Here is a 16,274-nt window from a genome sequence, read left to right on the forward strand (position 1 = left end):
TCTTATTTCTTTACTTTGTTCAAAACAAAATATAATTATTACAACAAAAAAAGCTATGCTTTCATATAGGTGAAAGCATAGCTTTTTTCATTTCAAATCATCAGTATATCCCTTATTTCTTCCTCCGTAATAGAAGATAACTTCTCTTCTCCCGGCTCAATCACTTCAGCGATTAAATTTTTCTTACTCTCTTGAAGCTCATGCATCTTTTCTTCAATCGTTCCGTGAGCTACTAACTTAATCACTTGCACTGTATTTTTTTGCCCCATTCGATATGCTCTATCTGCTGCTTGTTGCTCAACTGCTGGATTCCACCATAAATCGTATAATATTACCGTATCTGCACCCGTCAAGTTAAGGCCCGTACCGCCAGCTTTTAAAGAAATAAGAAATAGGTCCCCTTCTCCTTCATTAAATCGATCACATAGCTCTACACGCTCCTGCGCAGGTGTACTCCCGTCTAAATAAAAGTATGGAATTGCTTGACGATTTAGTTCGCGACCAATAATGGAAAGCATCTTCGTAAATTGAGAAAAAATTAAAATTCTCTTCCCTGTACTTCTACATTCCTCTAATATCTCTAACAGTTGTTCAAATTTAGCTGAACTGCCCTTATAATCATCCACAAATAAAGCAGGATGATTACAAATTTGGCGCAGTCTCGTTAAACCAGCTAAAATTCTAATTTTATTTTTGCGTAACGTATCCTTGTCTAAATGTTTTAACGTTTCTTCTCTTAACTTCGCTAAATAAGCAGCATAAAGTCTCTTTTGATCGGGTAACAACTCCGATGATTGTAAGTGCTCTATTTTGTCTGGTAACTCATTTAATACGTCCCCTTTTAATCGTCTTAATACGAATGGTTTCACTCGCTTTGCTATATCTTCACGTCTTAAATCACCGAACTCTTTTCTTCCTGGTAATAATTCTGGGAAGACGACATGGAAGATAGACCATAGCTCTTCCAACGAATTTTCTACAGGTGTTCCCGTTAATCCAAAACGATATTCAGCTTGAATCGTTTTCACTGCTCTTGCAGTTTGCGTTGTAGGGTTTTTAAACGCTTGTGCTTCATCAAGAAATAACGTATGAAACGGCCTTGCATATAACCTTATGTCCCTTCTCAGCAATGGATATGACGTAATTACGACATCAAATCCCACTATATCTTTCAATATTTTTCGGCGCTCTGCTTGACTTCCATCGGCAATAACCGCTCGAATATGCGGAGCGAATTTCTTCAATTCACTAAGCCAGTTATAAACAAGTGATGACGGTGAAACGACTAATATGGGCATTTTCTTATCTCGAACTTCAAGTAAAACAGAGTCTATAAAAGCAATACTTTGCAGCGTCTTTCCAAGACCCATATCATCTGCTAAAATACCCCCAAAACGGTAGTGGGCGAGTGTTTTCATCCACTTTAATCCATACACTTGATACTCTCTCATAACAGCTTGTAAAGTATTTGGCACCGCAAACTTTAATTTTTTCGGATTTTGAATGTTTTCCACTAACTCTTGAACAGACTCGTCTAAACTTAAAACGTTTCCTTCATGAAGTCCGTTCATCCATTTTACACTCCGAATAAGTGGAACATTTACTTCTTCTCCATGTAAAAACTCTTTCCGAATACCCGATTCTTTTACAAATTGATTAATTTCATTAAACTCTTTACTCTCCAGTGATAATAACGAACCATTCGCTAATCGATAATATTTACGTTTCTCTTCAAGAGCCGCTAATACACCTTTAATTTCAGCTTCCGGTATTCCTTTTATATCAAAACGAAATGACAACCAATCAATTCTTTCTTTTCTTCTTACTCTAATAAGAGGAGCTGTATCTCCTTTATGAATTCGTAATTTGATTGCTGTCGTCGCATAAATATCTACTAAACCTTTTAATGTTGGAACGACGTGATATAAAAAATTATATTCAGCTTCTTCATTATGCATAAAGTAACCGCCTTCTGTTTTCGCAAAGGCGCTTTCACTCATCATGTCTAAAATCTCTTTTTCCTTCTTCTCATCACGATTAAAAACAGACGGCTGTCCGTCCTCTTCTAGCGGATTAATAACAACGTTTCCATAATGGAATTCGAGACCTGCTAACAAACGATTTTTCACTCGATCTAAATACAATTTCGCTTTTAGCAAAGGCGTTTCAACACGATCAGATATTATTTCATCAATTTTTACAGTACCAAGCTTCATTAACCCGGGCACAACTTTCTCTACGAAATGTTCCATCTTACTTTCAGGAATGTAAAACTGACTGCTATTTGAACGATTCATCATCTTTTGTAATTCAATAAGTCGCATACAATCTTCCATATGTAAATGATATAGTTTCCCGTCATAAAGTGCATTGTTATACATATCCATAACTTGTACACGGTTTAGTCCGTCTATATGAAGTGTAAATCCGCCATTATTCCCTTTCGTAAACTCAAAATGTAACGGCAATAACCCTTTAGAAACTTGTAAACCATGAAACAGTTGTTCATGTTGTTTCAGCTGTACATACTCAACTCTAGAAAGTAAAGAGAGCATATCATTCCATGAAGCTGGCGGTACTAATATCAAACTTTCATCTTGTTTTGCATGTACTTCTAGCACATCCTCGTACATTTTTTCATTATGATGAATCTTAATAAGTTGCTGAATAATTGCGTCCGTCTCTTGTTTAAAACTATGTACATCTGGTGTATATGTAAATTCATTTGAACAATGAAAAGACTCTCTTTTCTCCACTTTAAAAAGAAAATCTCTAATATGATTTATAAAATATGATTTCGCAAGTTTCAACTGCATTCCAAGAAGAGCCCCACCATTTTTCATAGCTACCGGTGTACATATAAACTCAACATCTAATATTTCACGTGTATCAAAACGGTGTTGTTTACTTTTGGGTTTCAGTGGTTTGTCTGCAAACAACTGAAACATCCCGCTCGTTAATTGTTCATTTTCATTCTTAATCGTTTGCTGATTATAGTTTATATACAATAAGACAGCAGCAACATGTTGACAGTACGTTTGAAAAGACGCTAACGAAGGACAACTACATCTTGCAACAACATCACCTTTTTCAGCTTTTTCTACTGTAACATGAAAATCTTCGTTTCCTTTTACCGTCGCCTCGCAAATTTCTTTATTTACATCATAATGATTCACGATTACTTTATTTGCTTTATAATAAGCTTCGCCTCTTTTATATGAGGTTTCTCCGCATACTTCTTTAATAATTGATTTATTTAATGTAAAACTCATTGTTTTGACACTTCCTTAATGTAAAACCATTTTCTCTTACTTATCATTTTACATGCTCCACGAGAAAATATAAAATGTTGATTTAACAAAAAAAGATGCTTATTTATAAGCACCTTTTCACTCTATCTCCATCAACCGCTTCGCCTCAAAATACAACACTTGAATAAATTTCTTCGTATTAATTCGTATATGCCCAGAAGCTGCCACTTCATCCTTCGTCATTTCTGTCATACGTTTTCTAACTACAGTGAAATCAAAAAATTTCGGAGCATAGCTTTCAAACTTAGGATTTGAAAAGTCTGTTAATCCTAAAGATGCCAAATGATTTAACGACTGATAAATCGCTCTGCGCACTCTTTGTTCAGATGCTTTTTTTTCTTTATCAATATCCGTATCTACAGCTACATCTCCTAATTTTTTTATCGTAATATGATGAAAAATTTCTTTTAGCGCTGGAAATCCAAATTCAAATGTCTCCGCTTTTTCTTGTCCATTTAAATATTCCAGCATACTAAGTAAATCTTTACTTCCATTCTCTCCTGCAATTCCGAGCTCTGATAGTAAGAAGCGTCCTGAATCTGCTATCTTTTTTGCTTCTTGCACTGGTTCACTACGCATTTGCGGCTGCTCCCACTGAAACACATTGTTCAATGATTTTTGAATGTCATATATGGAACGCTCTAAACGAATCCGTTCCATTACTTTTCGTACGACAGATACAACTTCAATTTTGTTTAGTGGTTTCGTAATATAATATTCCACACCAAGTGTATACGCCTCACCAATGAGTTGTTTCGATTCAACTTGGGAAATCATAATAATTTTACCAGTGAAAGAAGACGCTATATGGCGAACTGTTTCAATCCCATCTCTCATCGGCATTAGTAAATCAATAAATAAAATGTCCACTTTTTTATAATTTAACTGTTCTGCTTCAATAAACGCTCCGTCTTCCGATTCTCCAATTACTTCCCCAAGATCGCCATCTTCAATAATTTGCGAAAGCATCGAACGGAAAACTTCATCATCATCTACGATATAATAAAACAACTCTATTCCCCTTCCCGCTTTAAACTGCACTCCGGTAAATAAACGACAAACTTACACCCTCTGCCAGTTTCTCTATCTTCTAACCTCACTTCTCCGCCAAGCTCTGTTACCATTTCGTGTATGTAAGAAAGGCCAATTCCTGTGGACGGTGTTCCCGTTTGATCGTACTTTGAAGTAAACCCGGGCTTAAATACTAATTTCTTATATTTTTGTGCAATACCGGGACCATCGTCAATTACTTCAAAGAATATATGGTCATCTCGTTTATATAGCTTAATCATAATGAGACCTCTATCCTCAATTGCTTCAACTGCATTTGCAACTAAGTTATTAAAAATCGATAAGGCTGTATACACATGATATTCTGCATGCGCACCTTCTATATGTTCCGAAAAACGTATATCTTTTCCCAACATTTCAGCGTACTTCTCATTTATCCTTACAATCATTTCCACAAGTTCATGTCCCTCTACATACTCAGCCACATTTTTATCTAATAACAGTTTCGATAATCCTGCAAAAATTCTTTGATTATCTTTTTTTATTTCATGTACTTCCCCCGCTATTTTCAATGCTGTTTTACCATTCGAATCATCGATTACTTGCAAGTTTCGATATAATTGATATGCTTCTTGTGTAATTAACTCCGCATTTTGTAACGTTTTTTTCAAATGAACAGATTCTACATATAAATTAGAAAGGTGCATTAACATATTTTCATTTTCTTTTCGCACTTGTGATTCTTTTAATTTCGTTTCATATAAGTTCATCATATTTAAAAAACCGAGTGCAAAGAAACTACGAAAAATAGCAATAATAATTAACTTATTTACTTCAGAAACCGTTATTGTTGTACCGAGCACTACCATATGATAAATCGCAAGTTCTGACATACTTGCGATAATTTCAATTGTAATTCCAAGGCACCCAATAACTATTGGCTTCTGATGAAACTTATTCACCCTACAAAGCGAAAAAAGACTTCCATAAATAAAATAATAGAAGAATACGGGATAGCGCAAATAAAATGATTCCGTCATATGAAATGAACCTTGCATGATCCAGTCAAGACATACACGGAATAAGACTACACATATACCGACAAGAATACCTGCAGCAGCTGCTGGTATTCTTCTTAAAAATAGTAATAAAAAGAAGAATAGCGGTGTCCCAAAGCTAACACGAAACGTGTCGTTAAAAGGGTGAAAATTCAGCTCTCCAGCAATCGGAACAACGATCATTAATATAATTAAAAGGGACATATCATTCTTCCATAATTGATTCCACTTCAAAGGTGCCACTTCCTATTCTTTTTTCAATAGTAAAAGTGAAAGCCCGCTTATAATTATAAACGGGCTTTATTTCTATATTCTAACCTTTTCTACCGCTTTTATTTGACGATACTCAGGCGTCCACATTGCTTCTTTCACCGCAATCTTGATATCGTTATCACTTAAGTTCTCTCTAGCAACACCTTCTGCAACTGCAACTTTCGCTACTTCAATTGCAACCATTTCGGAGATATTACGTAACTCTTCCACCTCTGGCAAGATAGGTGCTCCTGGCTGACTTGTATCTACCATGCTTGCAACTGCTTCTGCAGCTGCTGCGAACATTCCGTCCGTCATGACGCTAGCACGTACAACAATTGTTCCAAGTCCTAACCCTGGGAAAATAAGTGCGTTATTTGATTGCCCGATCACGTACGTTACACCGTTATACGTAACTGGTTCAAATGGACTTCCTGTTGCAACTAATGCTCTTCCTTCTGTCCACTCGATTAAATCTACTGGTTTTGCTTCAGCAAGTGGCGTCGGATTCGACATTGGTAAAATAATTGGTCGTTCTACGTGAGTGGCCATTTCTTTAATAATCTCTTCTTTAAACGCGCCAGCAACAGTCGATGTACCGATTAAAATTGTCGGTTTCACATGTTTCACAACTTCAGCAAGTCCAATTACATCATTTTCTTTCCACTCACTTACTTCCGCTTCTTTTCTTGCATATGGAATTTGGAAATCAAGAAGATCTCCCATATTATCTGTAACTAATCCGTTACGGTCAATACACCAGAAACGATTATGTGATTCTTCTTCTGATAAGCCAGCGCGGACCATTGCATCTCTTACTTGATCTGCGATACCGATTCCAGCTGTACCAGCGCCAAACACAACGACGCGGTGTTCACTCAGTGGTACGCCAGAAGCCTTCACTGCTGATAATACCGCAGCAAGTGAAACTGCACCTGTACCTTGAATATCATCATTAAACGTACATACGTCATGACGGTATTTATCTAAAATTTTTCGTGCATTTCGAGAACTGAAATCTTCCCAATGTAAAAGTGCTTTCGGGAATTGGTTATTTACCGCTTGAACAAATGTATCAATAAATTCATCGTAAGCTTCACCTGTTATACGTGGATGACGATTTCCAATATAAAATGGATTGTTTAATAGTTCCTCACGGTTTGTACCTACATCTAAAATTACTGGTAATACACGACTAGGATCGATTCCAACTGCGGCCGTATAAACAGCTAATTTCCCGATTGCGATGTTAATGCCACCAACGCCCCAGTCACCAATTCCTAATATACCTTCGCCATCTGTTACAACGACTAAATCAATGTTTTCAGCTGTTGCACCGATATTATTGAATGCTTCTTCAATACCTGATGGATCGTTAATTGATAAATAAACACCACGTGGTTTACGGTATTCATGACTGTATCTTTGAATTGCTACACCGACAGTTGGTGTATATACAATTGGTAACATTTCACGTAAATGATCTGTTAAAATGCGATAAAATAATACTTCATTTCGATCATGCAACGCTGTTAAGTATACATTCTTTAATAAATCATCTGGCTGAGAACAAAATTGTTCATACGCTCTGCGCGCTTGTTCATCTAACGTTAAAACTGCTGGCGGTAATAACCCTTTTAAACCTAACTCTTCTCTTTCTTCTTGCGTGAAAGCGACCCCTTTATTTAAAAGTGGTGTTGATAATACTTCTACTCCTCTTAATGCTGTTTCTAATGCACCATTAGAAGCCACTGTAAACTTACTCATAACATCCCTACCTCTATTCATATATAACATTTCTATATTGTAAACAAAAAAGAGGGGCTTGTCCCCCCTCTTCTTTTAATTTTTCTTTAAAAGAGTTGCTCCTGCAATCCCTGGATGAGTCATTTCAAATGGATCTAAAATTAACTCTAAGTCTTCTTGTGATAATACACCATTTTTCACACAAAGTTCTCGAACGGATTGACCTGTTGCAATTGCTTCTTTCGCAACGCGAGCTGCTGCTTCATAACCGATATGAGGGTTCACGGCTGTAATAATTCCTACACTCTTCTCAACGTACTCTTTTAAGCGATTTTCATTCGCTTCAATTCCTTTTAAGCAATTATCTGTAAAGGCACGGAAGCCGTTATTCATAATGCTAATAGATTGAAGTAAGTTGAAAACAAGTACTGGTTCCATAACGTTTAATTCTAATTGTCCCGCTTCTGAAGCAAGGCAAATTGTATGGTCGTTACCAATTACTTGGAACGCAATTTGATTAATTACTTCTGGCATAACAGGGTTTACTTTCCCTGGCATAATAGATGAACCTGGTTGACGAGCTGGCAGCATAATTTCTGCTAAACCAACACGTGGACCTGATGCCATTAAACGAAGGTCATTCGCAATTTTAGACATGTTCATCATACATACTTTTAGTGCTGCAGATACTTCAGTATAAGCATCCGTATTTTGCGTCGCATCTACTAAATCTTCAGCACCAACAAGTGGTAATTCACTAATTGTAGCTAAATGTTTTACAACTGCTTCAATGTACTCTGGATCTGCATTTAAGCCTGTACCTACTGCAGTTGCTCCCATGTTTACTTCATATAAATGTTGACGTGATTGCTGAATTCGTTTCATATCACGTTCAAGTACGCGAGCGTACGCTTTAAATTCTTGTCCAAGACGAATTGGCACAGCATCTTGTAAATGTGTACGACCCATTTTAATAACATGGTCGAACTGTTCTGCTTTTAATTCAAATACATCATGCATATAACCCATCGTTTGTAATAAGCCTTCTAATGCATTTAATGTTGCGATATGAATCGCTGTTGGGAATGCATCGTTTGTTGATTGTGCCATATTTACATGGCTATTTGGACTAATATAATGATAGTCTCCCTTTTCCATTCCTAATAATTCAAGGGCACGATTGGCAATGACTTCATTTGCATTCATATTCATTGAAGTTCCTGCACCGCCTTGGATTGGATCAACGATGAAATGATCATGCCATTTCCCATCAAGGATTTCTTGTGATGCTTCTGCGATCGCACCACCCTTTTTCAATTCCAATCTTCCTACATCTGCATTAGCAAGTGCTGCCGCTTTTTTTACAATTGCGAACGCCTTAATTAAGCCTTCATGAATTTTGTATCCTGTAATTGGGAAGTTTTCTACTGCACGCATTGTTTGCACGCCGTAGTACGCATAATTTGGCACTTCTTTTTCACCTAAAAAATCTTTTTCAATTCGTACTCCATTTTTAACTTCAGCTAATGTTGCCATGACTCTTCACTCCTTAACGATTTCTTATGCTGCTTTTGTTTGTTTGACTGTTTCTACATATTGTTTTGCTTTCTCATCATCGAATTCGCCTTCCCACTTCGACATAACAATGGCAGCTAATGCATTTCCTAATACATTGACAGCTGAGCGAATCATATCTAAAATGCGGTCAATTCCCGCAATTAATGCGATGCCTTCTAGAGGTAATCCCATTGATCCTAACGTTGCTAATACAACAACGAACGATGCACCTGGAACTCCCGCCATCCCCTTGGATGTTAACATGAGAACGAATAATAACGTTATTTGCTCCGTCAGTGACATGTGTACACCATACATTTGTGCAACAAACAATGCCGCTAACGCTTGATAAATAGCTGACCCAGTCAAGTTAAATGTATAACCTGTCGGAATTACGAAAGAGGCAACTGCCTTTGGACAACCGAACTCTTCCATCTTTCTCATTATATTAGGTAAAACAGCTTCTGAACTTGCTGTCGTAAATGAAAGAATAAGTTCTTCTTTTAAAATTTTTATTAATGTAAAAATGTTTACTCCAACCATTCGTGCATTAATACCTAATACAATCACAACGAATAGTATAACAGTTACGTATACAGCTAGCACTAGTTTTCCTAAAGGAAGTAGTGTGCCTACACCAAATTTTGCAACCGTAACAGCAATTAATGCAAATACACCGAATGGTGCAAACTTCATAACTTGATTTGTGACCCAAAACATCGCTTCGAGTACACCTTCAAAGAAATTAAAGACAGGCTTTCCTTTGTCTCCAATTGCCGCAACACCTAAACCGAATAATACTGAGAAGAATATAATCGGTAATAAGTCACCTTGTGCAATAGATTCAAATACGTTTTTCGGTACAATATGAACAATCGTTTCAGCAAAACCTTTCTTCTCTGTAGCATCTGCTGTTTGTTTATAAGAAGAAATATCACTTTGCTGCAAATTATTCATATCAACACCAGTACCTGGCTGGAATATATTCGCCGCAATTAATCCCATTAAAATAGCAATCGTCGTAATAATTTCGAAATAGAGAATTGTCTTTCCGCCTAGTTTCCCAAGCTTCTTCATATCTCCTACACCAGCTACCGCAACAATTAATGCTGAAATAACAATTGGTACTACAATCATTTTAATTAAGTGAATAAATATATCCCCAATTGGTGTGATATAAGAAATTGCCGTTTTATTGCCATAAAAGATTGCCCCTACTACAATCCCTAAAACAAGTGCGACAAAAATTTGTGTTGCCAATCCGAATTTTTTCATTTATGTTCATCCCCTTCATGCGAACGCTTTCATTTCATATTTATAAAAGCTACTCACACATCATATAAGCGAACCTACAAAATCATACAAAAACCTACAAGTTCGTCACAAAAAATTCAAATTTTTTTCTTACTATATTCATTGACACATATTCCATAAAAAGAAATAAAATATACTTGATAAAACATCAGATTATTTCGTATAATCTAAAAGATATATGTATTCAAACTAAAAGGATGAAAAGGAGTGGATGTTATGAAAAATCACGCGAAGAAATTCATTATATCTATTTCTTTTCTATTTCGTTTTCATAAAAAGGAACAAGGGCATTCGCCTTTGTTCCTTTTTTATTGCTATCTATAGGGGGAATTGTTATGAAGCCATATAAACGAGTCTTAATCAAATTAAGCGGCGGCGCACTTGCTGATCAATCTGGAAATAGCTTTAACTCCAAACGATTAGAACATATCGCAAACGAAATTTTATCTATCGTTGATTTAGGTATCGAAGTCTCCATCGTCATCGGAGGCGGTAACATATTCAGAGGTCATCTAGCTGAAGAATGGGGCATTGACCGTGTAGAGGCTGATAATATAGGGACGTTAGGAACGATAATTAACAGCTTAATGCTTCGCGGCGTTCTAACTAGCAAAACTGACAAAGAAGTACGCGTTATGACTTCCATCCCTTTTAATGCAGTAGCTGAGCCATATATTCGCCTACGCGCAGTCCACCATTTAGATAACGGATATATCATCATTTTCGGAGGCGGTAACGGGCAGCCATTCGTTACGACAGATTACCCAAGTGTACAAAGAGCCATTGAAATGAACAGTGACGCCATATTAGTTGCAAAACAAGGAGTAGATGGCGTCTTTACAAGTGATCCAAAACATAACAAATCAGCGAAAATGTATAAAAAACTAAACTATAACGATATTGTTAGGCAAAACATACAAGTAATGGATCAAGCGGCTTTACTGCTTGCCCGGGACTATAATTTACCAGCACACGTCTTTAACTTTGATGAGCCTGGTGTGATGAAAAGAATTTGTTTAGGTGAACATGTTGGGACGTTGATTAATGATGATGTTTCGATGTTGGTGCATGAAAAATAATATTTTTCATCGGAAGTTTTGTTCATCTCCACGAATTATTAGCCTTTTACAAGCAGTTGATCTCCCACCTCTCCTCTTTTCTTCAGCCGAATTTTGAGGTGGGAATCTTACTGCTCGTTAATGTAGGATAAATAGTCCCCTACTTTGTATAACAAGGGGACTTAAGTTTTTATCGTAAACTTATCAGAGATTCGAAAAATTCTATTCTTACACTATAATTAAAAACTCACCTAATTCGCTTAACTCTTTTTCTTATATTCGAACTTCTCTTAAGCATGAACTCCCACCAATAACCGCATTTAATTATTTTCAGAATTTATTTATGCGCTTTCTTCTGAATCCCACACTTCAATAAATTCAAAACCTTTTAAATCACTTTGTTCAATAATAACCTTCAACTCGTCCGAAATAAAAACAGCCGTAGGATGAATTTTTCCATTTATGTAAACCTTAAAAATCATTTCATTTTGAACAGTATCACTATCAAATGCGAATTTTTCGCATCCTATTATTAAACCTGAACTTAACTTTTCAAAGATTGTTTTATTAGTATCAAGTGCTTCCAATACCCTTAAAACATGCATAGCATAGTATTTTTCGTTTGTTTCTTTATGAATTAATGGTAAAAATTCAATATTATCTTCTACTATAGATTCTAAAACACCCTTGGCTTTTTCGCTAATTATTTGTACACCAGACTTTCCCCAAAATATAGGAGAATCACTTAACTTTCCTTCATCTGTTACCTCAATAAACTTAGGCGTCCATGAATCTGAAAAACTCACCATAGAATTAAAACTAGTTTTAAAATATTTTTTATCCTCTTCATAGTTCAATAATTGAAAGGTTTCATAATCATCAGTCGAGCTTTTTAATTGCCAAATTTTCATATACATTCTCCCTTACCATTTATTTACACTTTTGTCTGATGTAGTTACCTTACTTATCCCTTTATCACCAAAGAATCCTAATCCAACTTGTGTTAAAGCATAACTTCCCCACTTAGCACGACTTTCAGCGTCTCCATTTATTACATCATTAACAAACGAATCTGACAATGTATTCCACATAGCAGGTAAGGTTTCATCTAAATGAGCCATGTTCTCCCACGTTTCCCATTTACCAAGTGCCACAACACCATCTATTGTATCTTCAACAGCTTGACTCGTACCTTCTAAAATACCGTCTATAATTTTTTCGGATGTAGATTTTTCGGGAAGTTTCTTGCACACCGCTCCCTCTTCAATTGATCTCTCCTTTAAAAAATTATCAACTTGACGTTTTCTTTCATCAGCGATTTCTTGAATCGAAACAGTCCAATCCATATTTAATCCTTGTGTACTAAACGTACCAACTACCAATAATGAATTATAGAACAAGAAAGAACCTTCTATTTTTGAAGGTTCCTTCTCACTTCTCTACTTGTTGAATAAACAATATAGCTTCCTATTTACTATATTCTAAATTCCCAGTATCTCCGTTAAATCATCACAAATAAAAATCCACCAACCCTGCCAATTTCTCCTTACACCGCTCCCAAAATGATAACTTCTCAAAAAATTCTTTCTTCATTTCTTTCGAATCATGAAAATCTTGCGCTAATGCCTCGTTCACTTCTGATACGATACTTCCACCATGAATATACAAATTCATCTCATCATTTATATAGAAGCTACGTGCAGTTATGTTCGTTGTACCGATAACCGTTAATTCATTATCAATCAGCATTAACTTCCCATGAAACATCCCTTTTTTATAACCGTATACAGTAATCCCATTATTAACAGCTTGACGTATGTAAGGATATGCCGCCTCTTTAATGAGAGGAATATCTGGTTTATATGACCAAAGTATTTTTACTGTGACGCCACGTTTTTGCGCCGCAATTAAAGCATTCATTAGTTCTTTATTTTCCGCTATAAAATAAGGCGTTGTAATAACAATCAAATGCTTCGCTTGTTTTATTAACTCTATATATTTTCCAGCGACATGGTGTCCATTATAGCTAACCATTGTATGTAATGTGTTTCCTTTACTAGCCTTATTCGTACTTCTTTTTATCTCTTCTTTCGTATCTCTTTTCCAATCTAAAGCGAACTGTTCCTCTAAGTCCTTTGCTCCTTCTCCTCTTATCCGCACATGATAATCACGCCAATATCCAAAACGCTTATCTTTCCCTAAATATTCATCTCCCATATTAAATCCACCTGTATAACCAATTTCCCCATCAATCGATGTAATACGGCGATGATTGCGGTGATGCAAAGAATAAAATCCAAATGGCAGTTCCAGTTTTCTACTATATGTAAAATGAACACCACTTTTTCGCAATTCATTTTTCATCTTTCTTTCAAAAGACAAATCATTAATTAAATCAACTGATAAATATACGTTTACTCCTTCTTTCGCTTTCTCTTTTAATAAGTTTAAAAAAGTATGGCTACTTTTATCATCCGATAAAATATAAAAATAAGTGTAAATAGATTGCTTCGCTTCTCTTATATCAGTAAACAACTGTTTATAAAACGACTTTCCTTCTACATATAATTGAAAGTCACTATAATGAGGCGCATACTCTGTCGGCATATTTTTCCCGGCTTCCATTTTCCTACCGAGGGTGACATCTATATGCATCCAAATTAAAATAAAAACCAATATACCAACAACAATAGAAGTAACTCGCAATATTTTCTTTATCATTTTGACTTCCTTCCGCTCATATTACTTTCTACTCCGTAGTGTTTCATTTAAGTATATTTTCATACGAAATGTATTTCTTATTTTTATTGATATTAAACAGTTAAAGGAGAGTAGAATATGAAAAAAGGAAAAACTCCTATTGTTTTTATTCCAGGTCTTTTCGGTTCAATGAGTAATATTATTATTCCTGGTACCGGTAATTGGAACTTTGGGCTTTCCGCGTTTGTTTATGAACCATTCATTATGATGTTAGAAAGTATGGGCTATAAACGAAATAAAAACCTGTTTATCTGTTTTTATGATTGGCGTCAGCGTATTGTTTTTTCTACTCAAAAATATATATTACAAACGATCGCTTATGTTAAAGAATTTACAGGGTGCGACAAACTAAATTTAGTTTGTCATAGTATGGGCGGACTACTTGCACGTTCTTACGTTCAAAGTGAAGAATATGAAAATGATGTGGAGCAACTTATTATACTCTGTACACCAAACGCTGGATCTCCTCCCAATTATAGTTATTGGACTGGAGGTAGTCTCCCTGTTCATCCCTCTTCTAAAATAAATATTGTTTATTTTTATATGGAACAATACATTCATTACTTAAGCACCTTGTATAAAATGAATAAAGTTGAAGCGATACACCTTTACTTTCCAGGATTACAAGATGTTATTCCTTGTAAAGATTACGGAAATTATTTATTTATAAAACCCAGCTCTTCTATTACATTTCTTCCTTATAATAAGATGCAAACGAAAAACCCTTTCCTCGATACATTAAATGAAAATAGATTTATTATAGAGAAAAGAAATATTGAAACTACACTCATTGCAGGAGATGGAGTGGAAACAATTCAATATTTACAAGTCATCCCTTCACATTCAAAACTGAAATGGGCAGATGGAAAAGTCGTCGGTGATACACTAACAAGACACGGTGACGGTAACGCTGTATTGCATAGCGTTTTTCTTTTAGATGGCAATGCATATATTGTGCATGCTTCACATAATGAAGTGCTCTATAAAAGCATTCCTATATTACAAAAGATACTTTAAATTACGAATACAAAAAAGGTGTGGCATTGCGCCACACCTTTTCATTAAATGAAGTTCCTCGCATCATTATTTCTTCCAAATTTATAAATAGCAATTAAGAAGAATGCAATCGCAAAGGCGAATAAGATTAAAATGTTTAAATACAACTCTGAAAACGGAATGCCTTGCTGTAATTTCGAAATCGTGTCCATTAGCCAGCGTTGCGGTAAAAAATTAGCTATTTTTTGTACCGTTTTTGGCATGATATCATATGGGAAATAGCATCCCGCTAATAAACATGTCGGTACAATAACGACATTTTGCATCGCATTTGAAGCCGTTGAATTTTTCGCAAAAGACACAATGACTAAAGACAAACCAATTGCGATTAAAGCAAATATCATGAGTACACCAATCATCACTGTGAAAGGCATATTTATATTTGTATGAAAAACATACTTCATAAATAATACGGCAATTACAATCTGCACTGTTAGTATAATCATGTTCACCGCGACATTAGACAATATAAATTTCTTTCCATCTATCGGTGTCGATAATAATCTAAAATACGTTCTGTTCTCTTTTTCTTTTAAAATAATTCCAGATAAATTCGCTGCCGAAAATAGCATAAACATGATAAGATAACCAATCGTTTGATTTGTCATATCCTTATTTTTCGAAGTATCTTCAAGTGTCTCTGCTTTTACTTTAAATGAACTTTTTTGATAACCAACGTACATACTATCAAACGTACTTTGATCCGCCTCTGCCACTTTACTAATCGCAGCGATATTATCAACATAGTTATATAAATATGATTTTATAAATCCTGTTACTTGATCACCTTTAATCGATGAAACTTCAATATGACTCGGTTTCCCCGCTCGAACACTTTCGGAAAAACCAGACTGTAATGTAATAACACCATCAAGTTTTTTTGAAGTGAGTTTATCTTCCACTTCAGATTCCTTCACTTTACTTACATTGACATGATTTAACTCTTCTAAAAATTTCACTGTATCATTTGCGATAGGCTGATTTTCTTTATTTATAACCCCAATATTTAACGTTCCTTGCCCTACATTCCCATATATTGAAAAAGAAATGAGTGTTCCTATTATCGGCAAACTTACAATAAGTAATAATCCTTTTTTATTTTTTAAAAGTGCAGCTAATGTTTTTCGTATGAGCCATAAAATATCTTTCAT

Annotated in this window: 11 protein-coding genes and 1 pseudogene; 2 read left to right on the forward strand and 10 right to left on the reverse strand. The window is 35.4% G+C overall.

The annotated features are described in order from the left end of the window. Positions 1 to 92: 92 nt before the first annotated feature. The 6 genes from MR065_RS13150 to MR065_RS13175 all read right to left on the reverse strand — a co-directional run bounded on the left by MR065_RS13150 (position 93) and on the right by MR065_RS13175 (position 10,210). On the reverse strand, positions 93 to 3,272 hold the full coding sequence (locus MR065_RS13150; RefSeq protein WP_242213963.1) for an SNF2 helicase associated domain-containing protein: 3,180 nt from the start codon (positions 3,270 to 3,272) through the stop codon (positions 93 to 95). 117 nt (positions 3,273 to 3,389) lie between these two features. Continuing rightward, on the reverse strand, positions 3,390 to 4,322 hold the full coding sequence (locus MR065_RS13155) for a response regulator (RefSeq protein ID WP_242213964.1): 933 nt from the start codon (positions 4,320 to 4,322) through the stop codon (positions 3,390 to 3,392). 2 nt (positions 4,323 to 4,324) lie between these two features. Beyond that, positions 4,325 to 5,623 (reverse strand): sensor histidine kinase, encoded by a 1,299-nt coding sequence (locus MR065_RS13160; RefSeq protein ID WP_242213965.1) that lies wholly within the window; start codon positions 5,621 to 5,623, stop codon positions 4,325 to 4,327. Positions 5,624 to 5,686: 63 nt separating this feature from the next. Then, positions 5,687 to 7,399, reverse strand: coding sequence for an oxaloacetate-decarboxylating malate dehydrogenase (gene malS / locus MR065_RS13165; RefSeq protein ID WP_242213966.1), 1,713 nt, complete (start codon positions 7,397 to 7,399; stop codon positions 5,687 to 5,689). Between the two features lie 75 nt (positions 7,400 to 7,474). Then, the gene (gene aspA, locus MR065_RS13170) at positions 7,475 to 8,914 is read right to left on the reverse strand and encodes an aspartate ammonia-lyase (RefSeq protein ID WP_242213967.1); all 1,440 of its coding nucleotides are present in this window, start codon (positions 8,912 to 8,914) and stop codon (positions 7,475 to 7,477) included. Positions 8,915 to 8,938: 24 nt separating this feature from the next. Then, a complete protein-coding gene (locus MR065_RS13175) occupies positions 8,939 to 10,210 on the reverse strand; it encodes a cation:dicarboxylate symporter family transporter (RefSeq protein WP_242213968.1) in 1,272 nt (423 codons plus the stop codon). A 374-nt stretch (positions 10,211 to 10,584) separates the two neighbouring features. On the opposite strand from MR065_RS13175, the gene pyrH reads away from it, so the two are divergent. After that, a complete protein-coding gene (pyrH, locus tag MR065_RS13180) occupies positions 10,585 to 11,328 on the forward strand; it encodes a UMP kinase (RefSeq protein ID WP_000806137.1) in 744 nt (247 codons plus the stop codon). 320 nt (positions 11,329 to 11,648) lie between these two features. Here the strand turns inward: pyrH and MR065_RS13185 are convergent, their stop codons facing one another. The 3 genes and pseudogenes from MR065_RS13185 to cls all read right to left on the reverse strand — a co-directional run bounded on the left by MR065_RS13185 (position 11,649) and on the right by cls (position 14,028). Further along, positions 11,649 to 12,218 carry an imm11 family protein gene (locus tag MR065_RS13185; RefSeq protein ID WP_242213969.1) on the reverse strand — a complete coding sequence of 190 codons (570 nt, stop codon included), beginning with the start codon at positions 12,216 to 12,218 and terminating at the stop codon, positions 11,649 to 11,651. 30 nt (positions 12,219 to 12,248) lie between these two features. After that, positions 12,249 to 12,686 (reverse strand): annotated as a pseudogene (locus tag MR065_RS13190) (cytoplasmic protein); the annotation flags it as partial. A 130-nt stretch (positions 12,687 to 12,816) separates the two neighbouring features. Then, positions 12,817 to 14,028: a cardiolipin synthase gene (cls, locus tag MR065_RS13195; RefSeq protein WP_242213970.1), complete on the reverse strand. Its 1,212-nt coding sequence runs from the start codon at positions 14,026 to 14,028 to the stop codon at positions 12,817 to 12,819. A gap of 117 nt (positions 14,029 to 14,145) precedes the next feature. Between cls and MR065_RS13200 the strand changes: the two genes are divergently transcribed. Continuing rightward, a complete protein-coding gene (locus MR065_RS13200) occupies positions 14,146 to 15,084 on the forward strand; it encodes an esterase/lipase family protein (protein ID WP_242213971.1) in 939 nt (312 codons plus the stop codon). A gap of 44 nt (positions 15,085 to 15,128) precedes the next feature. On the opposite strand, the gene MR065_RS13205 is transcribed toward MR065_RS13200, so the two are convergent. After that, positions 15,129 to 16,274 (reverse strand): ABC transporter permease, encoded by a 1,146-nt coding sequence (locus MR065_RS13205; protein ID WP_242213972.1) that lies wholly within the window; start codon positions 16,272 to 16,274, stop codon positions 15,129 to 15,131.

The sequence above is a fragment of the Bacillus cereus group sp. BfR-BA-01383 genome, from assembly GCF_022663495.1.
GTDB classification, from domain to species: Bacteria; Bacillota; Bacilli; order Bacillales; family Bacillaceae_G; genus Bacillus_A; species Bacillus_A cereus_AU.